Origin of the sequence: Glaciecola siphonariae (assembly GCF_042652645.1) — a bacterium.
Taxonomy (GTDB): domain Bacteria; phylum Pseudomonadota; class Gammaproteobacteria; order Enterobacterales; family Alteromonadaceae; genus Glaciecola; species Glaciecola siphonariae.
This window is the reverse complement of the sequence record NZ_JBHSGU010000002.1, coordinates 117,292-137,857: the sequence shown is the minus strand read 5'-3', so window position 1 is coordinate 137,857 and position 20,566 is coordinate 117,292. Positions and strand designations below refer to the sequence as shown.

The 20,566-nt window shown below is 46.3% G+C and carries 18 protein-coding genes; 5 read left to right on the top strand and 13 right to left on the bottom strand.

Annotated elements, in window-relative coordinates; translation table 11 throughout:
- A complete protein-coding gene (locus ACFO4O_RS02035; protein WP_382405631.1) occupies positions 1 to 1,815 on the top strand; it encodes an ABCB family ABC transporter ATP-binding protein/permease in 1,815 nt (604 codons plus the stop codon).
- A 96-nt stretch (positions 1,816 to 1,911) separates the two neighbouring features.
- Here ACFO4O_RS02035 and ACFO4O_RS02030 read toward each other — a convergent pair whose 3' ends face one another.
- Positions 1,912 to 3,261, bottom strand: coding sequence for a class II 3-deoxy-7-phosphoheptulonate synthase (locus tag ACFO4O_RS02030; protein WP_382405630.1), 1,350 nt, complete (start codon positions 3,259 to 3,261; stop codon positions 1,912 to 1,914).
- A gap of 231 nt (positions 3,262 to 3,492) precedes the next feature.
- Entirely contained in the window at positions 3,493 to 4,233 is a 741-nt protein-coding gene (locus ACFO4O_RS02025; protein ID WP_382405629.1) for an ABC transporter ATP-binding protein, read from the bottom strand.
- Between the two features lie 117 nt (positions 4,234 to 4,350).
- On the opposite strand from ACFO4O_RS02025, the gene glpK reads away from it, so the two are divergent.
- Positions 4,351 to 5,841 carry a glycerol kinase GlpK gene (gene glpK, locus ACFO4O_RS02020; protein ID WP_382405628.1) on the top strand — a complete coding sequence of 497 codons (1,491 nt, stop codon included), beginning with the start codon at positions 4,351 to 4,353 and terminating at the stop codon, positions 5,839 to 5,841.
- Positions 5,842 to 5,856: 15 nt separating this feature from the next.
- Here glpK and ACFO4O_RS02015 read toward each other — a convergent pair whose 3' ends face one another.
- The 6 genes from ACFO4O_RS02015 to bioB all read right to left on the bottom strand — a co-directional run bounded on the left by ACFO4O_RS02015 (position 5,857) and on the right by bioB (position 11,444).
- Positions 5,857 to 6,891, bottom strand: a complete 1,035-nt coding sequence (locus tag ACFO4O_RS02015; protein ID WP_382405626.1) for a FecCD family ABC transporter permease — start codon at positions 6,889 to 6,891, stop codon at positions 5,857 to 5,859.
- A gap of 1 nt (position 6,892) precedes the next feature.
- On the bottom strand, positions 6,893 to 7,363 hold the full coding sequence (locus tag ACFO4O_RS02010; protein WP_382405625.1) for a low molecular weight protein-tyrosine-phosphatase: 471 nt from the start codon (positions 7,361 to 7,363) through the stop codon (positions 6,893 to 6,895).
- 100 nt (positions 7,364 to 7,463) lie between these two features.
- Positions 7,464 to 8,165, bottom strand: a complete 702-nt coding sequence (bioD, locus tag ACFO4O_RS02005) for a dethiobiotin synthase (RefSeq protein WP_382405624.1) — start codon at positions 8,163 to 8,165, stop codon at positions 7,464 to 7,466.
- A 95-nt stretch (positions 8,166 to 8,260) separates the two neighbouring features.
- On the bottom strand, positions 8,261 to 9,112 hold the full coding sequence (locus tag ACFO4O_RS02000) for a methyltransferase domain-containing protein (protein ID WP_382405623.1): 852 nt from the start codon (positions 9,110 to 9,112) through the stop codon (positions 8,261 to 8,263).
- Positions 9,100 to 10,350, bottom strand: a complete 1,251-nt coding sequence (locus tag ACFO4O_RS01995; protein WP_382405622.1) for an aminotransferase class I/II-fold pyridoxal phosphate-dependent enzyme — start codon at positions 10,348 to 10,350, stop codon at positions 9,100 to 9,102. Before ACFO4O_RS01995 ends, ACFO4O_RS02000 begins: the two co-directional genes overlap by 13 nt.
- Before the next feature lie 2 nt (positions 10,351 to 10,352).
- A complete protein-coding gene (gene bioB, locus ACFO4O_RS01990) occupies positions 10,353 to 11,444 on the bottom strand; it encodes a biotin synthase BioB (RefSeq protein ID WP_382405621.1) in 1,092 nt (363 codons plus the stop codon).
- A gap of 96 nt (positions 11,445 to 11,540) precedes the next feature.
- On the opposite strand from bioB, the gene bioA reads away from it, so the two are divergent.
- Positions 11,541 to 12,830 carry an adenosylmethionine--8-amino-7-oxononanoate transaminase gene (gene bioA / locus ACFO4O_RS01985; RefSeq protein WP_382405620.1) on the top strand — a complete coding sequence of 430 codons (1,290 nt, stop codon included), beginning with the start codon at positions 11,541 to 11,543 and terminating at the stop codon, positions 12,828 to 12,830.
- Positions 12,831 to 12,833: 3 nt separating this feature from the next.
- On the opposite strand, the gene ACFO4O_RS01980 is transcribed toward bioA, so the two are convergent.
- From ACFO4O_RS01980 to ACFO4O_RS01960, 5 genes are all read right to left on the bottom strand, one after another.
- Entirely contained in the window at positions 12,834 to 14,192 is a 1,359-nt protein-coding gene (locus tag ACFO4O_RS01980) for a sigma 54-interacting transcriptional regulator (RefSeq protein ID WP_382405619.1), read from the bottom strand.
- A gap of 2 nt (positions 14,193 to 14,194) precedes the next feature.
- Positions 14,195 to 14,779 carry a hypothetical protein gene (locus tag ACFO4O_RS01975; protein WP_382405618.1) on the bottom strand — a complete coding sequence of 195 codons (585 nt, stop codon included), beginning with the start codon at positions 14,777 to 14,779 and terminating at the stop codon, positions 14,195 to 14,197.
- Between the two features lie 3 nt (positions 14,780 to 14,782).
- Positions 14,783 to 16,240, bottom strand: coding sequence for a sensor histidine kinase (locus ACFO4O_RS01970; protein WP_382405617.1), 1,458 nt, complete (start codon positions 16,238 to 16,240; stop codon positions 14,783 to 14,785).
- A 73-nt stretch (positions 16,241 to 16,313) separates the two neighbouring features.
- Entirely contained in the window at positions 16,314 to 16,565 is a 252-nt protein-coding gene (locus ACFO4O_RS01965) for an EF-hand domain-containing protein (RefSeq protein ID WP_382405615.1), read from the bottom strand.
- A gap of 625 nt (positions 16,566 to 17,190) precedes the next feature.
- A complete protein-coding gene (locus ACFO4O_RS01960) occupies positions 17,191 to 17,625 on the bottom strand; it encodes a hypothetical protein (protein ID WP_382405614.1) in 435 nt (144 codons plus the stop codon).
- 178 nt (positions 17,626 to 17,803) lie between these two features.
- Here ACFO4O_RS01960 and asnS point away from each other — a divergent pair, with 178 nt between their 5' ends.
- The gene (gene asnS / locus ACFO4O_RS01955; protein WP_382405613.1) at positions 17,804 to 19,201 is read left to right on the top strand and encodes an asparagine--tRNA ligase; all 1,398 of its coding nucleotides are present in this window, start codon (positions 17,804 to 17,806) and stop codon (positions 19,199 to 19,201) included.
- A 201-nt stretch (positions 19,202 to 19,402) separates the two neighbouring features.
- Entirely contained in the window at positions 19,403 to 20,560 is a 1,158-nt protein-coding gene (locus ACFO4O_RS01950) for an efflux RND transporter periplasmic adaptor subunit (protein ID WP_382405612.1), read from the top strand.
- Positions 20,561 to 20,566 lie beyond the last annotated feature (6 nt).

Sequence of the window (20,566 nt, the reverse complement as noted above, 5' to 3'; positions counted from 1 at the left end):
ATGCGATCACCTAAGTTTCCCGTCAATGAAGATGCAAAGTTCAATTGGCGCGTGTTGGGTAATCTATGGCCCTATCTTGCAGAATTTAAGGGCCGGGTTTGGCTTGCACTAAGCTGCCTGATTGCCGCAAAACTTGCCAGCGTCACACTGCCATTTATTCTCAAACATATTGTAGATAATCTCAATTTAGACACTGCCAAAGAACAAATAATGGGCGTGATTATCGCACTTATTATTGCTTACGGTGCGCTACGTTTGGCGAATGTACTGTTTGGCGAAATTCGCGATACTTTATTTGGTCGAGTTACCGAACGTGCGATGCGTCGCCTCGGTCTCACGGTGTTCAATCATCTTCATCGCCTCGATTTGGATTTTCATTTGTCGCGACAAACCGGAGGGCTGTCTCGGGATATGGAGCGGGGCACCAGCGGCATCAGCTTTTTAATGCGCTTTATGGTGTTCAATATTGGCCCAACGCTGCTTGAAATTGCCATGGTGGTTGGCATTTTGTTTTATAACTACGGATTCACCTTCGCCACCGTCATATTAGCCTCAGTAGTGGTTTATGTGGTGTTTTCGATGCGCGCGACCGATTGGCGCACTAAATACGTCAAAGCGCTTAATCAAGCCGACAATCAGTCGAATACTCGCGCCATTGACAGCTTATTGAATTTTGAAACCGTAAAGTATTTTAATAACGAAAAGTTTGAAGCCCAGCGCTATGACGTAGGTTTGGCTGCATGGGAAGACGCAAGGCGCAAAAATCGCCTGTCGCTTTTTGCACTCAACGGTGGTCAAGCGTTTATTATTGCTTGCGCGATGACGTCGATGCTAGCATTGGCGGCGATTGAAGTAGCCAATGGCAACATGACAATTGGCGATTTTGTTTTGGTGAATGCCTTTACCATGCAAATTTTTATGCCGCTAAACTTTTTGGGCTTTGTTTATCGCGAGATTCGTGGCTCTCTCACTAATATCGAAAATCTGTTTTTGCTACTCGAGCGAAAGCCGCAAATTCAAGATGCTCCAAACAGCGAAAGCTTGCGCGTGAAACGCGGCGAAGTAGAATTTAATGAAGTGTCGTTTTCCTATCATTCTAAGCGCCAAATTTTAAAATCAGTTAGCTTTAAAGTGGCTCCCGGCAGCAAAATTGCAGTGGTGGGAGAAAGCGGCTCAGGCAAATCTACGCTTGTTAAACTCCTCTTTCGATTTTATGAGCTCAATGCGGGCAGTATCATGATTGACGGCCAAGATATTGCAAAAGTAAGCCAAGACTCTTTGCGCAGCGCCATTGGTATTGTGCCGCAAGACACCGTGCTGTTTAACGATACCCTGTATGAAAACATTCGCTATGGCCGTCCTGACGCTAATGACGACGATATTGCCGAGGCCATTAAGCTTGCCCATTTAGACGGGTTTATTGCAAAGCTTCCCGATGGCACGCAAACGCAAGTTGGTGAACGTGGCTTAAAGCTATCTGGTGGAGAAAAGCAGCGTGTTGCGATAGCTCGCGCCATTTTAAAACGTCCTCCGATTATGGTGTTTGATGAAGCAACCTCCTCGCTTGATTCAAGCAGCGAACAAAGCATATTAAGTGCACTGAAAGACCTAGCGCAAGGTCACACCAGCTTAATGATTGCCCATCGCCTGTCTACCATTATAGATGCAGACCAAATACTCGTTATGGATCAAGGTGAAATAGTTGAATCTGGAAGCCATGATGTGCTGCTAAGCATGAATGGACACTACGCAAAGCTATGGCAAGCCCAGCAAAAAAAGCAGGAGCCTGCCCTTAGTACAAATCAAGGTGACTAGCCGTGTTGATGCACCATAAGACACAAAGGACGAAAAAAGGATAAGCACGTAAATGCCTATCCTTTGTTATTTCAACTAATTGGTGTCAATTTATTTTTAGCTTTTAGCTTGCTTTAAATGGTCTGCTACCAAAAATGCCATTTCAAGGACTTGGTCAGCGTTAAGACGAGGATCGCACTGCGTTTTATATGCCTGTGCTAAGTCATCATCACTTATCTCATACGCACCGCCTGTGCACTCTGTTACATGCTGGCCCGTCATTTCTAAGTGGATCCCGCCAGCGTGAGTACCTTCTGCTGCGTGCACATCAAAAAACTGCTTAATTTCTTTTAAAATTGCGTCAAAGTTTCTCGTTTTATAACCACTTGAGGCTTTAAACGTATTACCGTGCATGGGGTCAGAACTCCATACCACTTTGCGACCCTCTTGTTTTACTCGGCGTAGCAGACGCGGCAAGTTATCGGCTAGGTTATCGGCTCCCATGCGCGTAATGAGCGTTAAACGACCCGCTTCATTTTTAGGGTTAAGGGCATCAATTAAAGAGATGAGCTCGTCTTCCCCCATGCTCGGCCCTACTTTTACACCAATAGGGTTATTAATGCCGCTGAAAAACTCTACGTGTGCGTGGTCAAGCTGACGGGTGCGCTCACCTATCCACAGCATATGCGCCGAACAGTTGTAGGGCTTATCGGTTAAGGTATCTATTCGCGTGAGTGCCTGCTCGTAGTTGAGCAATAAGGCCTCGTGGGAGGTATATAAAGAGGTTTCGTGTAAAGCCGCTGTATTTGCGCTATTAAGGCCAATCACATCCATAAAACCTAGTGTATCTTCTATACGCGTCGCCAAATCCTGATAGCGGTCTTTGAGTGGATTATTTTCCAAAAATGCCATATTCCAGCGATTAACTTGATGTAAATCTGCCAAGCCACCTTGAGCAAAAGCACGTAACAAATTCAGGGTGGCGGCACTGCGATGGTAGGCGTCGAGCATGCGAGTCGGGTCTGGCTCGCGCGCGGCTTCGGTAAATTCAAAGCTGTTGATAATATCACCACGATATGAGGGTAAGCTTACGCCATTAATCGTTTCAAAGTCGCCGGAGCGAGGCTTTGCATATTGACCCGCCATACGGGCTACTTTAGTTACTGGGCACCTACCTGCAAACGTCAGCACAACCGCCATTTGCAAAATAACCTTAAAAGTATCGCGGATTTTAGGCGCGTTAAATTCGTCAAAAGATTCAGCGCAATCACCACCTTGAAGCAAAAAACCCTTACCCTCACATACCTGACCAAGCTGCTTATAAAGCTGACGCGTTTCTTCCGCAAACACCAGAGGCGGATACTTTGCCAATGTTTTTTCAACATCGCCAAGCGCCTGCATATCGTTGTAGGTGGGTTGTTGTAATATCGGTTTATTGCGCCAACTGTCTATAGTCCACTGACTCACGGGGTTTCCTTATTTTTAAGAAGTTTTTAAAAAATGTCTTTCAAAATACTTCATAAATTGTATTGTAAAAATTATCGCTCATAAATTGTTTAAAGACTACTCAGACACACTAAGGTGCTGCCTACGTAGCCACTTGCAGATGATTTGCAATAACAACTTATAACAGTGGAAATATTATCACATTTGAGGCCGAGCATTGAGTAAAACTAGTGAGATTTTTCTAATGAAAGCCTAAGCTTTGGGCGTAAAGTAAAGGCTAGAAAGGACGGTATCTTCAATCGCGTGAAAAGCTTGGTCATATAATGCAGAAATACGCGCAAGAGTAATTGTTTCGCGCGCCGCTCCCTGCGCTATCATTTGAGTATTTTTAAGTAAACCGGCGTGCGAGCTAAATTGATACGCCTGATTAATATCATGATGGCTCATTAGCAGCGCATTTCCCATTTGTTGTATGTGAAAAAGCAGTGTTAACGCATGCACTTGATATTTCACATCCATTTGCTGCAGCGGTTCGTCAAGCAATAACAGCGCATCGCCTTGTTCAATGCTTGTCCATATCTGCATCAGGTTCCGCGCCAAATGCACGCGCTGTCTTTCGCCGCCTGATAAAGTATCAAAGCTTTGTAATAACAATGCCTTAATCTGCAAATGTTGCTCTACTAATTCGGGGACGTGTGGATGGGGACTATAAAAACTCAGCATTTCTTGTACGCTAACGTGAAAGCCAACGCTGTATGATTGCGTCACTAAACATCGACGGTTGGCAAGGTTCGCCAGCCCTATTTCTTGCAAAGGTAAACCATCGAGTTCTATAAAGCCTTGCTCGCAGGGCATCAAGCCCGCGGCTAGACTCAACAAAGTGCTTTTGCCAGCACCGTTTGGTCCAAGCAAGGTCCACCATTGACCACGCTCGACGCGCAGCGACACGCCAGATAACCGTTTAAACAATGAAATATTGTGTAAAGCCAGCAACGCTCTTGTCCTTATCAGCCGCTTATTGAGGGGAAAACACTTAACGCGCCACGAAGTTAACAATACTAACAAACTATGTCATTATTTAATCACCATCAACAGATAAGATAAAAAAATATGCAAACTAACGATGTCGGCATTTTGTCGATAGATCAAGGAACGACCTCCAGTCGCGCAATTGTGTTTTTGAAAGACGGAACTACCGTTTCCAGTGCTCAACAGGAGTTTACGCAGCATTATCCAAATAACGGCTGGGTTGAACACGATCCAGAAGAAATTTGGTCGACCGCGCTAGATGTTAGTCAACAGGCAATCGCAGCGGCAAAAAAGCAGGGCGTAAATGTAGTTTGCATAGGCATAACCAATCAACGAGAAACCACATTAGTGTGGGATAAGCTCACCGGCGAACCCATTTACAATGCCATTGTGTGGCAAGACCGCCGCACGGCTTCTGTTTGCGAGGAGTTATCTGACAAACTCGACATGGTAAGGAGCAAAACCGGGCTACTGCTCGCCCCTTACTTTTCAGCCACCAAAGTCAGTTGGATATTAGACGAAGTGCCCGGCGCCCGAGCCAGAGCCGAAAAAGGTGAACTGGCATTTGGCACCGTCGATAGCTTTTTAGTGTGGCGATTAAGCAATGGAAAATCGCATGTTACCGATGCCACAAATGCCTCGCGCACCAATTTATACAATATTCATAGCCAGCAATGGGATAACGAATTACTAGCATTATTTAACGTGCCGGCAGCCATGCTCCCTGAGGTCAAAAATTGCGCGGATAACTTTGGGCACAGCGACCCGGCTTTACTTGGTGAAGCCATTCCGATTACCGGCATTGCTGGTGACCAGCAAGCCGCGTTGTTTGGTCAAGGATGCTTTAAAGCAGGCGAGCTTAAATCTACCTATGGCACGGGTTGCTTTGCATTGCTTAATACCGGTGATGTGCCGGTAAGCTCTGAACACAAACTGCTCACTACCATTGGGTATCAGCTAAACGGCAAAGCAACATATGCCCTCGAGGGCGCTATTTTTACGGCAGGGGCGAATATTCAATGGTTGCGCGACGGAATACGGGTCATTGAGCATGCCAAACAAACACAGAGCCTTGCCGAGTCACTGTCTTACGATCATGGTGTATTTATGGTTCCAGGGTTTGCCGGCCTAGGCGCGCCGCACTGGGACCCGAACGCGCGAGCCAGCCTCTTTGGCATGACCCGAAACACAACTTCCGCCCATTTTGCTCGAGCGGGTTTAGAGGCGGTGTGTTATCAAACGTATGATTTGCTCACCGCAATGCACGCAGACGGTATGCCATCTAACAGTGTGTGGGTAGACGGCGGCATGGTTGGCAACGATTGGTTATGTCAATTTTTGGCTGACATTCTCGATGTGCAGGTGCAGCGCCCCACCATAATGGAGTCTACTGCCCTTGGCGCTGCGTATCTTGCGGGACTTCAGTTTGGTCTGTATGAGAGCTTAGACGACATAGCCTCGCACAAGCACGTTGAGAAGCAGTTTTCTCCGCAGCTAGATAAGACCATTCGACAAGGCTTAATTGATAAATGGGAAAAAGCCGTGCAGGCCACGCTTGCTTTTACCCATTAAGAAAGCGCTACAAGCCTAGGACTGAAATTTTGGCGCGCCTTTAATCATCACATAGATGAAAAGCGGTGCGCCGATACTTGCCGTTAACATCGAAATTGGCAAAGTCATGGTGGTTAAATGCGTATTTACTAGCGCGCAAAGCACCATGACACAGGCGCCTAGTATTGCCGACAGCGGCAGTACTAAGGCATTATTGTTACCGTGAACGCGACGCACAAAGTGCGGAACAAGTAAGCCCAAAAAAGCAATAGAGCCGGCCAAAGACACACTCACTCCAACCAATAGTGCAACAGCCACAAGCGACCATGTTTGAAACCGACGGGTATCTAAACCGGCTAGCGCTGCATTTTGCTCGCCCAAATATAACAAGTTTAAGCGCCTGGCGTTTAACATCACGCCACATAAACATATAGTTACCACGGGAATAGCAATCGATAAACTGCCCCACGTCGTGTTATTAAAACTTCCCATCAACCAAAAGGTCAGGCTTTGCAGCTGGCTTGGCGGCGCGACCAAGAACATCCATGCAATCACTGCACTGCACGCCGTTGAAATAGCGATACCGGCTAATATCACAGCGCTTACCGCTCCCCCCATCGCTCTGGCAAGGATAAAAATCAGCAGACTTGAGCCAAACGCGCCAACAAAGCATAAAAGCGGTAAAACGTTTATCGAATATGCAGTGAGGCTATCTAAGCCAATGGCTAAACCAAAGGGTGTTCCTGCTAGCAGAATAAAAGCCGCCGCCATTAAAGAGGCGCCGCTACTAATACCAATAATTCCTGGGTCGGCTAGAGGATTATTCAGCAATACTTGTAAGCAAGCCGACGCGGCCCCAATGGCTAAGCCAACCATAACGGCGGTTAACAAGACAGGCAGCTTTAGTTGCAGAAGTATGTGAGCTTCAAGCTCAGAAAACGCAAAATCAGGAGGAATTAAGAAAACCGCACACAAGCTAATTAAAGCCAGCACATATGCCAGCACCATGCGGTTATTACCAGAATGCTTTGTGAGTGACGCGGGCACTAGCTTGAGAGCATCGGCTATCAAGTCAGCGAACCAACTTTAACAGCAAGCCTTCGGACGCTTCTTCTATCAAGTCAAGTACCAACTCAAAGCCTTTTAGGCCAGAATAATACGGGTCGGGGACCTCATCAAACTCACTGTCGCAGTGACTTAAAAAGAGGCTGATTTTGTGCTGTAGCTCTTCTGGGCACTTACGCTTTAAGTTATTTACATTGTCTTTGTCCATAGCGACAATGTAGTCGAAGCGTTCAAAATCTTCTTCACAGACCTTGCGGCATTTTAGCTTTGACAAGTCGTAGCCACGGCTAGCCGCTACTTTTTGTGAACGTTGGTCGGGGGCAACACCGTCTTTGTATCCAGATGTGCCTGCAGAATCAATTTCAAGGTCCATACCGCTTTTAAACGCCTTTTCCCTAAATACACCCTCTGCGGTGGGAGACCTACAAATATTACCCAGACATACAAATAAAATTGAGGGCTTTTTCTGACTTTCCACATTACATCCTAGTAGTGTTGATTTGCCTAAATTATATGCGATAAGCCCTCATGATGCATCAGCTTTGTTTGTTTTTGTGCGCTGGGTTTGTGCAATCAATTCAGCTAAAGCTACCGTCAAAAGCGATATCAAAAGCGTCGGTGCTTAACATGCTAGATTCGGTGTTTTCGGGCTTTGAATTGAACTTTACCTCCGCCAGCATCGGCGCTGGCAAAAGCTTATTTAATGCGGCTAAATTTTCTTCATAGTACGGCATATCGCAACTCAACTGGTTTGCAATCCAGCCAACGCAATCTAACTGATCATTCTCAATCGCCTGATGCGTTAGCAAAGCATGATTTAAACAGCCGAGTCTCATGCCTACCACAAGTATTACCGGTATTTGATTTTGAATGACAAAGTCAGACAGAAACTGGCCCCGATTATTAATTGGGAGACGCCAACCACCCGCGCCCTCAATGAGCGTAAGGTCGGCATTATACTGCTTTATCTGTTCATAATGAGACTGTAAGTCACCTAAACTGAGGGGCTGATTGATTTCTTCGGCTGCTATATGGGGAGCGATAGCAGGTTTGAAGGCAATAGGATTAACGTGTTGATACTCTGCATCTATTAAACTGGCTGACTGCAAAATTAAGGCGTCGTCGTTTCTCAGGCCGTCAGCCGTCTCAATACATCCCGCCGATATTGGCTTAAACCCTATGGTGCGTTTCCCGCGTTTATTCAATTTTTGCAGTAATAAACGGCTAACAAAGGTTTTTCCAACGTCGGTATCCGTACCGCTTATAAATACGCTTTTCATAACTTTTTGCCTATTATTTGAGGTTCTTACTTAGTTCTTATTTAGTTCTTAGGGCGACTTATGTCTCGAGCTCACTTTGCTGCGTCAACTCCGCCTCATAAGCGCATTGTCTTGTCTAGAGACAAAAACAATACTTCATAATCTAAATTATAAGCTTGCGCAGGATTGGCGCTTTGTAGGCCTCGCCTCATGGCGCTTTCTACCGCTTTAATTTCGCCTTTCGACAGTAAGGCGTTTACGGGTTTAGACGCCAACTGAGTATTTGCGCCCACGCCTTTAATTGATTTGAGCATCGAAACCAGCCCATCATGCGCGCTGTAAAAGGTTTTTTGTTGATAGGCAATATGCCATGAATGCCGACCAGCAGCATTTAACCAAGTTGTTGCATCGCTAAACGTGTTCACCCTAGAGGGAAGGCCCACATCAGACCAAGCTCGGTGTAGCTGCGAGAATGACGGTGAAATCATGAGGGCAATATATGCCCTGCCCTTATCAGACAGTACCCGATATATTTCATTAAGCGCGATGTGAGGAGACTGACACCACTGCAAAGCCATGCTCGACACCACGGTATCTATCGAGCCGTCAGCAAGTGGTAATTGTTCGGCATCGGCGCGAATGTAAACTTGTTCGCCGTAAACTGCGCTCTTGCGTGCACCCCTTAACATGCCCATGGATATATCGAGGTTGCACCATAGCGATGTATGTGCTTTTTGCTGCGTTTGCTGTATCCGCTGCGGCAGCGCTAGCCGTCTCGCAAGTGCGCCCGTGCCTGAGCCTATATCTACAACAGTGCCGAGGTTTTGTGCGTCTGCCCCTGCCCAGTTAATAAGTTCGCTTACTATTTTGTGCTGTATTTCGGCATGGGCGTCGTAATCTAATGCTGCACGCGAAAAACGCATGGCAATATCGGCTTTAGTGGGGCCTTTGTTTATTATTGCCCCCATGAAAACTTTTCCCTCACGATGCACAGCGCATCTACCAATGCTTGAATGTCTTTGTCGCTATGCAGTGCACTTAGAGTAATGCGAAGGCGCTCACTGCCTTTTGCAACGGTAGGTGTTCGAATTGCCCCTACAAAAATCCCTAAATTCATTAAGGCGCTAGCGCTCTGTACACAGGTGGCTGAATCACCAATCACAATAGGCTGAATCGCACTATCCGATGGCATTAAGCTCAGTCCCCGGCTGTTAGCGAACTGTTTAAAGGTATCGATGTTGCGAGCGAGTGCGGCACGCTCTTGCCCATGCTGCATAATTTCAATGCTTTTGAGCGTCGCAACCGCTTGCGCGGGGGGCATGGCAGTGCTGTAAACATAGTGTTTCGCAAAATTCACCAAATACTCAATGAGATTCTTTGACCCTGCGATGAAGCCACCGGATGTGCCTAAGGCCTTTCCGAATGTTGCCATTAATATGTCGATTTTGTCCGAATCGATACCTGCTATTGACGATACACCTAAGCCGGTGTCTCCTATTACCCCAAAACCGTGCGCGTCATCAACCATAAGCTGAGTGCTGGCTGCATTTTCTGAAGTCTTGGATTCAGCATTGTGTGAGTTTTTGTCTGAACAGTTTGCTGTGCGATTGGACTTGGCTAAGGCTTGCTGTATCTGAGCAATATTCCCAATATCGCCATCCATAGAAAATACGCCCTCGGTGGCAACCAAAGTGTTGCCCGTGCACTTTTTTAAACACAATGAAAAGTGTGCAATATCATTGTGCTTAAAGCGCACGTAGTGCGCACTTGATTGACGAGCCGACTCAACAAATGAGGCATGCATGAGCTTATCGCTTAAAATATTGCAGTCTGATTTATTGTCTGGGCCGAATAAACCGTGACACAGGGCCTGATTTGCAGAGAAGCCACTGTTCATTAGCAAAACCGCGTCTTTATTTAAAAGCGATGCGAGTGTTTCTTCTAATATCTGGTGCGGACGCATATAGCCGCTTAACACAGCAGATGCTGTACTGCTGCTGCCGTATTGTGCCAAGCCCTCTACGTAACTTTGCAGCACATCGGGATGTTGGCTCAGGCCAAGATAGTCGTTACTGGCGAAGTTAAGACAGGCTTTTCCGTCCACCTCAAGCATACCATCGCGTCGTGCGCTCACTACCTTTCTTTGTCGCAGCAACGACAACGCTTCTCGCTCTTTGAGGGCGCTATGCACAAAGCCAAAACTCATACCTATGCGCTCGTGGTCTGTTTCGCCTGCTTTATTGATGTTTTAGTGGCATCGACAAATAACTCTGAACCGGTATTTTGTTCAATTTCTTCGTGTAATGCCGCTGCATATGCCTCATCTGAATAGCTCTTGGTTTGTTTAGCGTTAATACCGAGTTTTTTAAACAGCATCACATCTTCATGGGTTTCCGGGTTAGATGTTGTTAACAACTTGCAACCGTAGAATATAGAATTAGCCCCAGCCATAAAGCACATTGCCTGCATTTGCTCATTCATCGATTCTCGCCCGGCCGACAAGCGCACGTAGCTTTTCGGCATCATAATACGCGCCACCGCAATGGTACGAATAAACTCAAAGGGCTCTAGGTCATCAACGCTATCAAGCGGAGTGCCCTTTACTTTTACCAGCATGTTAATCGGCACGCTCTCAGGCTGCTGCTCTAGGTTTGCAAGCTGCATCAATAAACTCGAGCGGTCGTTAGCACTTTCTCCCATCCCTACAATACCACCTGAACACACGTGCATGCCGGCATCACGAACATTTTGCAAGGTATCTAAGCGGTCTTGATAGGTGCGCGTGGTAATGATCTCCCCGTAGAACTCTGGAGAGGTATCAAGGTTATGATTGTAATAATCAAGACCTGCTTGTTTGAGCGCAACCGCCTGCTCGCGAGTTAACATGCCCAGTGTCATGCAGGTTTCAAGGCCAAGCTCCTTCACTTCTTTAATCATGTTTGCCACGTAAGGAATATCGCGGTCTTTTGGATTGCGCCACGCCGCGCCCATGCAAAACCGTGTTGAACCTGCAGCTTTTGCTTCTTTTGCTCGCTCAATCACTTTTTCAATTTCCAAAAGGCGCTCTTTTTCCAAACCGGTATCATAGCGCGCACTCTGCGGACAATATTTACAATCTTCTGGACATGCGCCGGTCTTAATTGAAAGCAGCGTGCTTACCTGCACATAGTTTGGGTCAAAATGCTGACGATGTATGCTTTGAGCCTGAAAAACAAGATCATTAAAAGGCAAGGCGAACAGTGCATTTACTTGGTCTAGCGTCCAATCATGACGCGGTGTACTAGAAATTTGTGAAGGCATAAAAAGGTTTACTCAAAACAAGATTGGCTCTAGTCTAGGCCCCCTAAACGCTTTGTCAATCTTAGCGCGCCTAAAAGTTTTACTACAGGTTATAATTTGAACAATATTGAATTTGATAAACAGCATATTTGGCATCCATATACCTCTTCAATCTCTCCGCTACCTTGCTATGAGGTAATAGGAGCAAATGGCGCTGAGCTTACTTTTGCCAGCGGTCAACATGTTGTAGACGGCATGTCGTCGTGGTGGGCTTCTATTCACGGATATAATCATCCGCGTCTAAACGCAGCAGCGCATGCGCAAATCGATGCGTTTTCTCACGTGATGTTTGGTGGTTTAACCCACCAGCCAGCGGTTGATTTATGCAAAAATCTGTTGAGTATCGCCCCTGCCGGACTCAACCGTGTATTTCTGGCCGATTCAGGTTCAGTATCAATTGAAGTTGCGATCAAAATGGCTATTCAATATTGGGCTTGTCAGGGGCGACAAGAGAAAGCAAAACTGCTGACCCCACGTGGCGGCTATCATGGCGATACCTTTGCCGCAATGTCGGTATGCGATCCTGTAAACGGCATGCACGGCTTATTTCGAAAAACGCTCATAGAACACTATTTCGCCCCAGCCCCACAAATAGGCTTTGATAGTACATGGCATCCAGACGAAATTGCGCCAATGCGCGATATTTTAGAGCAGCACCATCATCAAATTGCGGCCTTGATACTCGAACCTATCGTACAGGGTGCCGGTGGCATGCGGATGTATCATCCCGAATATCTCAAGCAGTGTCGTTTATTGTGTGACGAGTTTGATGTGCTACTAATTTGTGATGAAATTGCGACGGGATTTGGCCGAACGGGCGAGCTTTTCGCGTGCGATCATGCTGACATCAGTCCCGATATATTGTGCCTTGGCAAAGCGCTAACGGGTGGATATTTAACCATGGCTGCCACGCTCTGCTCTGAGCAAGTCGCATTGGGCGTGTGTGAAGGTGAGCCCGGCGTATTTATGCACGGCCCCACGTTTATGGGAAATCCCCTCGCTTGCGCCATTGCCAATGCAAGCATTGATGTGCTGCTCAACAGCACTTGGCAAAATGGCAACTGGCAGGCCAATATCAAGCGCATTGAGACTAAGTTAAAACAAGGCCTGATGCCGCTCGCCGCATTAGAGAGCGTTGCGGATGTTAGATGTTTAGGGGCAATTGGGGTGGTGGAGCTGAAACAGGCTGTTAATGTCGCCGATATTCAGCACGATTTTATTAGCCAAGGAGCGTGGATACGCCCCTTTGGCAAACTCGTGTATGTGATGCCGCCGTTTATTTGCTCCAACCAGCAAATTGAATGCTTGAGTCAGGCAATTCGCTATGCGCTGACTAAACATGCATAGCGATTAAACATCAGATGTCCTGAAGTCGGCTGCATTCAGACCGTGCTTTTTCATCAACTTATGCATGTCGGTTCGGTTTCGACCCGCCATGTCAGATGCACGCGTAACATTACCGTCGGTGAGCTGTAGCAAACGGCATAAATAGCGATACTCAAACGAATCTCTCGCTTCGGTCAAGGTAGGCCAATACTCTGTTTCTTGAGACAGCGCTTGCTCCACTAAAGAGGCAGGAATAATTTTGCTGTTTGTTAGCGCCACACAACGCTCTACCACGTTCACTAACTGGCGAACGTTACCCGGCCAATCTGCTTTGGTGAGCATGTTTACCGCATCATCTGCAAACTTTCGTACGTTAATGCCGTGTTTTTTCGCACTCTCTTTTAACAAATAATCTGCCAACAGCGGAATATCTTCAAAACGGTCTTTGAGTTTCGGAATATCTAAATTTACTACGTTGAGACGATAGTATAAATCTTCTCTAAACTCATTGTCCTGCATCGCCTCCTGCAGGTCTTTATGCGTCGCTGAAATGACTCTTACGTCTACGTCAATCGACGCTGCGCTGCCGACTGGTCTTATAGAGCGCTCTTGCAAGGCGCGTAGTAGCTTCACTTGCAAACTAAGCGGCATATCGCCAATTTCATCTAAAAATAGAGTACCGCCATCTGCCTCTCTAAACAGACCTGGATTTGCCTGCACTGCACCAGTAAAAGCGCCTCTAGCATGACCAAAAAGTTCAGACTCGAGCAGGTTCTCCGGCAGCGCACCACAGTTAATAGCAACAAAAGGTTTTTGCGCACGCGACGAGGCTTTATGAATAGCCTTCGCAAGAAGCTCTTTTCCGGTACCGCTGGCACCGTTTATGAGCACGCTAACATTTTTGTCGGCAATTTGTTCAGCCTGTTTGAGCAGTTTAATCATGTCAGGCGAGCGCGTGATAATTTCGCTGCACCAGTCGCCTAAATCATTTTTACGGGTTTGCGAAATCGCCTTTAATAAAATTTTACGCAGTTCGTCATGGTCGACCGGCTTGGTTAAAAAACTAAACACGCCGCGCTGAGTTGCAGCTACTGCATCTTGGATCGTGCCGTGCGCAGTCATCAAAATCACTGGTAAGTCTCTATGTTCCTGCAGAATTTCGTCGAACAACGACAGTCCGTCCATGCCCGGCATCCGCAAATCGCTCAACACCACATCAAACTGATTGTTAAACATTAAACGCAAAGCCTGTGTGCCGTTGTCTACGCTAGTCACGTCAAAGCCCTCGGCCTCTAGGCGTATCGACATTAATCGTAACAAGCTCTCATCGTCGTCAACCAGCAAGAGTTTGGGGGTTTTCGCATCTTGTAATTCTTCGCTCAAGACTAATTGCTCCTTTTTTCGTCAGACATATCAGCTTCGATTTTCAATAATTGCTCAACCTGCTCTCGCTGTTTTTGCATTTCGTCGCTGCGAATATTTAAAGTTTCTTGTAAATCTGTGATGGTTTTCTCTTGGCGAGCATTAACGCGACTCAAAATCGTAATGGCCGACTCCAATTCTAACATTTGCTGCGACGGTTTCTGCACAAACACGGTAGCCACTTGATTCATTCTCTCGTCCATCAGACTGCTAATGTCACTCAACCAATTTTGGGCGCGAAGTCGGTTAGCATAAGGCGTATCGATGCCCTGGCTCAGTAACACCTTTTGCAGTTGTTGCTTTGGTTCATCGCCAAGCGATTTAATAGACTCATGCCTAAGCGACCAAGGCGTCTGGTCTGCATCAATATAAAATTCAGCCCATGCTCTTACCTGACAGAACTCCTCAAAGGTTTCGAGAGCCTCATCAGTTTCGCATAAAAACGTCGTCTTATTTACACTTGCGTCTTTTAGTGGACCCATTTTTTGTTCTAACAACTCACAACCCGAAAGCATTATTACAGCAAGGTATATCCAAACAATTTTCATTGGTTAACTTCTCCTTGGCAGGCGCACTCTGAAACATACGTCGGCTTGACTAACATCTTCGATGGCAACATCACCGTGCAGCAGTCTCGCGCAATCGGCTACGATTGATAAGCCCAAACCGGCGCCCATGACTTTGTCGTTTCGCTTATCTTTGCCGCGTTTAAAGGGCTCAAATAGTTCTGCTCTCGCTTCTTCGCCTATCGGCTTTCCGCTGTTAAGTACATCGATAATGGTAAAACTCGCATCTTGCGATACGTTCACATAAATCGTACTTTCTGTTTTTGCGTAGGCTATAGCGTTTGACACCAAATTATCTAAAATTCTCCGCAGCAGTTCGGCGTCGCTAAATACCGATAGATTTTTGGCAATCTCAACATCAACCCTCTGCTTATTTTGAGAGAGCAAAAGCTGATATTGCTGAATACAATCATCGATGATTTCGGTAATGTCTAATTCTTCAAAAGTAGGCTCGGCTTGCTGGAGCAAGGCATTATAATCAAGCAGTTTGACTACCAATAAGTTCAACCGCTCTGTTGAACCATTTAATAAACCCACTACCTCAGATTGACCGCTTGATAAGGTACCAACCACTTCGTTTTCTAAAATGGCACAGCCTTCTTTTATACTCGCCAAGGGCGTTTTTAATTCGTGTGAGGCATGTCGCAACAGAGCTGTTCGTACTTTTTCAAGCTGCTGTAGGCGGTCATTAAGCCAAAACAGGTCTTTTTCGACCGCCATCAATTCTCTCGGTGCCGAATCAGACCTAGCGGGCAGCTTGTTACTGTTTGTGGCGATTGCTTTGATGATTTGTTGAAGTTTACGAACCGGTTTTACAATAAGCTGAGCGGCCACTAAAATTAACGCCAAAGACAACAAAACCAAGGCACCTGTTGACCAGCCTTGACGTTTCTGGATGTTATCTAAGTGCGCCTGCTGTTCTGATATTCTCACCCCAACGGCGCTGTTTACCTGTTCTTTTAAAATATCAATTGATTGCGAAAATCGAGCAAGATGAGCGTTAGTCACTAATTGGTCGTTAAAGTCTGCGTAATCACGTAATTTTTTGATGTGCCCTTCCATTACGGTGCATTCAGGCAGCCCTCTTAGTGCATCACACAAAAAGGCGAGTTTGTCTTCAAATCGCACGATCGCAAAATCAGCCAGTTCGTCTAGCTGTGGATTGGGTAGAACTTGGTAACCTTTTATCAGCCGTTCAACGTCTTCACCAACCAATTCAAGGTCACGTAACTCGCTGGCTACTGAAACGAAAAACTGTGTGTTGACGGTGGTGATATAGCTTACATCGTCAAAATCCTGCTGGCTTTGCCACAACAGCGCAATTAACGGAACAAGCGCGACCATGTAGCTACCAAGCACCAACTGACGTAGTGAACGTATTTGCACTTTATTTACCGACTCGTATTTCCCTATGGCTAGCATTGCACAGCAAAGTAGTTCCATCAACTTAATATCGTTTTGTTAAAAAGGGGACGCCCGCCACTCGCAAAGCAAAGCGCCCCACAAAACCGATAACTTAGTCTGTTAAAAATGGGCTGGACGTGAGCTCATCCATGCTTAGGAAGCCATCCTCATTGATGTCTACCCGCGTAAAATTTTCTAAAATTTTTGTGTTGCCAGCAGCTTCTCTTTGCGAAATCAACCCGTCTTGGTTTTTATCTAAGCTATTAAAGAGCCCCTCTTGCGCCTCGGCCTGAGACGTCGCAATAACCGCCTGCGCCACGATGACACTCATTCCCATAATCATTATTTTTTTGTAGGTTCTCATCGCCCTTCCTCTGATTATCGCAACATCTGGTGTTCAAAAGCGTTTGTTATGTGAGTTACTTTGCTTATGAATTACCGTTTGTACTGTTGCCGTCATGTTGCCATATCATTTGCGCTTCGCCGTGCGATTGAAACGCTGGTGAGTTTTCTTAAATGCGCTTACTTACTCAGGTTTATCAATATGCGTGCCAGTAATATTTTATCAAATAAAATCATAACCTTACGGATAATTTAGCGCACTGCGGGCAAACAGCTTAGCTGGATGTGTTGCACAATGGCAACGGCGCTAGGCGAAAGGGTGAGCGATTTGTAATTATTCTACGCTGAAGTCTTTATATGGCGTGCAATACAGGCTTGTTGCACAATCGAAACATGTGCTCTTTTATATGTTTCTTTTGCAAATTGTTACTGCGCATTATGGGGAGGGTATAGGGCACGACGAGATGCCTTTATTACGGCGTTGATTTATGGTGCTGATTCACGGCGCTGATGCTTTTTCACAATCTCGACAGCTCAAATGAGTATAACGCAGGCTAACATTACGCGTTTAACAACAAGGTATCCAACTACAAGGCATGCATTTCTCAAGCATTCATTTACAAGGCATTCATTTACAAAACATCCGTTTATAAAACAATGTATAGCGTGAAGAGGCTCACAAGCGATATCCCTGCGAGTACCAACAAATTAACTGCTAGTGGGTCAGAGTGTCTTCTATTTCTGCGGGCGCGCAATAAAAAGGCGATTAAGCTTAAGCCTAAACATGCTTGCAGTAGGGCCAAGAGCCTTTGTAAGTAGGCTTGCGACCAGAAATCGCGCCCTTCTATGCCCCAATACGTTTGCACACCACTAATAAACTCTGGGCGTGCATAATGAAAAACGACTAAAGAAACCACCAACAGCATCCATGCGGTGATGTTTAAGCCCACCACAAATTGAAAAAATAAGTCCTCAGAGCGCGCTATTTTACGACGCTCATGCTTACGTTTAGTTTGCGTGGTTTTAGGAAAAACCAAGTCAACTTCATGGCCTACCTGCGACTTTTGATTTTTATTTTGCATATTGAGCGTTGACTAGTGGCATCCTCATATTGGATAAGTATACTAGGGCGCATTAACTTTTAATGCGAGTGCAAAGGCACATTTTTGCGGATATTCAGCTTTTGTTAGCAAGATGCGTTGTGCAAACGTTTCATCTCACAAGCCTTGCAATGCAAAAGCACACCATATGGAGACTTTTATGACCAACGCCCCAGTCGCCGACGTTTTGGCTGGTAAACACCCCGTAGCAAGTACCGTTCAGGTTCAAGGATGGGTTAGAACGAAGCGGGATTCCAAAGCCGGTTTGTCTTTTATTGCGCTGCATGACGGCAGTTGCTTTGATCCCGTGCAGGTGGTGGCACTCAATTCCTTAGCGAACTACGAGGATATCTTGCGCCTTACAACAGGGTGCTCCGTGCGCGCTACCGGCGTTGTAAAACAGTCTGAAGGCGCTGGCCAAGCCCTTGAAATTGAAGCAACAAACCTTGAGGTTGTTGGCTGGGTCGAAAATCCTGATACCTATCCGATGGCCGCAAAGCGTCATAGCATCGAATATCTTCGTGAGCACGCACACTTGCGTCCGCGCACCAACATCATTGGCGCAGTTACCCGAGTTAGAAACTGTTTATCGCAAGCTATCCACCGTTTCTTTCATGAGCAAGGGTATTGCTGGATAAGCACACCAATACTAACGGCGTCTGACACCGAAGGCGCGGGCGAAATGTTTCGTGTATCTACGCTTGATATGATGAACATCCCTACCACAGACGAAGGTAAGGTTGATTACAGCCAAGACTTTTTTGGTAAAGAAACATTCTTAACCGTTTCGGGTCAGTTGAATGTAGAAACTTACTGCACTGCAATGTCGAAAGTCTATACCTTTGGTCCTACGTTTAGGGCTGAAAACTCTAACACCAGTCGCCACCTTGCTGAATTTTGGATGATCGAACCTGAGGTGGCATTTGCTGACCTGTCTACTATCGCACAGCTCGCAGAAGACCTTTTAAAATACGTATTTAAGGCAGTGCTTACTGAACGTGCCGACGACATGGCCTTCTTTCAGCAGCGCGTCAACAAAGACGTAATATCACGTATGCAGTCGGTCGTTGATTCAGACTTTGTGCGCATGGACTACAGCGAAGCGATTGAAATATTGCAAAAAAGCGGCAAACGCTTTGAGTTTCCTGTTGAATGGGGCGTTGATTTATCATCTGAACACGAACGCTATATCGCCGAAGAACACGTCGGCGCGCCGGTTATTATGCAAAACTATCCTAAAGACATTAAAGCCTTCTATATGCGCATTAATGACGACGAAAAAACCGTTGCTGCCATGGACGTCTTAGCTCCGGGTATTGGCGAGATTATTGGTGGTTCACAGCGCGAAGAACGCCTCGATGTATTTGACCGCAGATTGGCCGAAATGAAGCTAAGCGCCGAGGATTACGCATGGTATCGCGACCTGCGAAAATACGGCACCGTTCCACACGCAGGCTTCGGACTCGGGTTTGAGCGTTTGGTTGCCTATGTCACCGGTGTACAAAACGTACGGGATGTTATTCCTTTCCCTCGAACACCGGGTAACGCAAACTACTAAGATGTAGTCAAATTTCCTAACTTGATAGTTAAAAAGACCACTCAATACGAGTGGTCTTTTTATTTGCACCCGATTTACTAAACTGAAAACCGCGAATAATATGGCTTGCAAAGGAATTTTTATATTTCGTTACATTTGGCACATACCTTGTACACACTTGTCGATTATAGTGTCAGCATACCCTTTTAAGGACAAAGAGAAATGAAAAGCACGGTACTCAAAACAATAGCATTTTTAGGCATTCTTGCGCTCGCGGTTGGCGTGAGTATGGGCATACAGGCAACGGCAGAAGACGAGGCGGAAAAAGCGCCTAAAGATGTCCGGCCGACGGTGAGTGTTGAAACCCTAGTGCCGGTTAATCATGATATCGAAATTAACAGTTTTGGTGAGGTCAAGCCTCTCGAAACGACTGTATTGGCGGCGCAAGTTAGCGGCGAAGTGCTTAGCTGGAATCCTCAGTTTGTTGCAGGCGGCGTTGTAAAGCGCGGTGAAGTGCTAATGAGTATAGAAGCAGATGCTTATGAGGCTGCCGTACTGCAGGCCGAGGCGCAAGTGTCACTGGCACAAGCAACACTTACCGAAGAGCTCGCAAGACAAAAAGTAGCTCAGCGCGAAGCGCGTAATCTTGCCGACAGCCAAGTGTCTGATTTATATTTGCGCAAACCTCAAGTATTAAGCGCTCAGGCCCAGCTTAAATCTGCCGAAGCATCTTTGCGTATCGCTGAACGAAACCTTGCTAAAACGCAAGTACGCGCCCCCTACGATGCCCTTGTTATGTCTAGAGAAATAGGCTCAGGACAATACGTTAGTGCCGGCATGCGAGTTGCGTCATTAAGCAACATAGAGAGCGCCGAAATCATTGTGCCAATTGCGGGCTTTGACCGACCTTTTTTACTCGACAATATGCAGGGCAACGAAACGGTAATCACAACAAAAGACCAAGCATCAATTCAACGGTCGGGCTTTATTGCACGCGACTTAGGCGTGTTAGATGAGGCCACGCGTATGCTCCACCTTGTTATTCAGGTAAATGACCCCTACAGCCTCGACTCCGACGCCCCGTCCTTGAAATTTGGTTCTTACGTACAGGTAAACCTAAAGGGCAAGCAGCTACGAAACGTTTATAAAGTGCCCCAGTCTCTAGTTAACAACCGAAAAATATGGCTTTTAGACGACGAAGACAGACTGCAATCGCACAGCGTAGAAGTGATTCGTGAAGAAGGCAGCTACTTTTACATTTCGAGCGGCATACAAGCAGACTCACGTTTAGTAAAAGAGTTGCCCGAATACCCTCAAAACGGTATGCAAGTGAAGGTGAAAACGCCTGACCAAGCACTTATTTCCTACTACAGAAACTAGGGAGAA